At 58.0% G+C, this 581-nt stretch carries 1 protein-coding gene; it reads right to left on the reverse strand.

The genetic code is table 11. The features are described from left to right. The coding region (locus A5646_RS17075) for a class I SAM-dependent methyltransferase (protein WP_067022890.1) at positions 1–581 on the reverse strand (581 nt) is incomplete at both ends.

Consider the following 581-nt stretch of genomic DNA (forward strand, 5'->3'; position numbering starts at 1 on the left):
GCCCGCACGGAACAACTTCGCGCAGCCGGTCAGGTACTTCATGTACCGGTCGTAGACCTCCTGGGACTGGATGGCGACCGCCTTGTCCTTATTGGCCTCCAGGTTGGCCGCCCAAATGTTGAGGGTCCGCGCGTAATGCTGCTGCAGCAGCTGCACCCGCTCGATCGTGAAGCCCGCCGCCTCGCCGAATTTGAAAATGTCTTCCTGCGCCGGGAGTTGTCCACCCGGGAAAATTTCCTGGCCGATGAATCGAGCGAATCGGATATCGCTCATCGTGATCGAAACACCGCGCTCGTGCTGCTGCTTTTGCGTGTAGGTCAAGATGGTGTGCAACAGCATTCGGCCGTCGTCGGGAAGGATCTCGTAGGCGCGTTCGAAAAATGCGGGATAGCGCTCCATCTTGAAAGCTTCGAAGGCGCCAATCGTGACGATCCGGTCGACATTGTCCTCGAACTCTTCCCAGCCCTGCAACCGCACCTCGATGTTGCGACTGGTCGGCAATCCGGCCAGCTTGTTCTTGCTGTACTCAAACTGATTGCGGCTCAGCGTGATTCCGATGACGTTGACGTCGTACTTCTCGA

Source organism: Mycobacterium sp. 1245499.0 (assembly GCF_001673615.1).
In the GTDB taxonomy this organism is placed as follows: Bacteria; Actinomycetota; Actinomycetes; order Mycobacteriales; family Mycobacteriaceae; genus Mycobacterium; species Mycobacterium europaeum_A.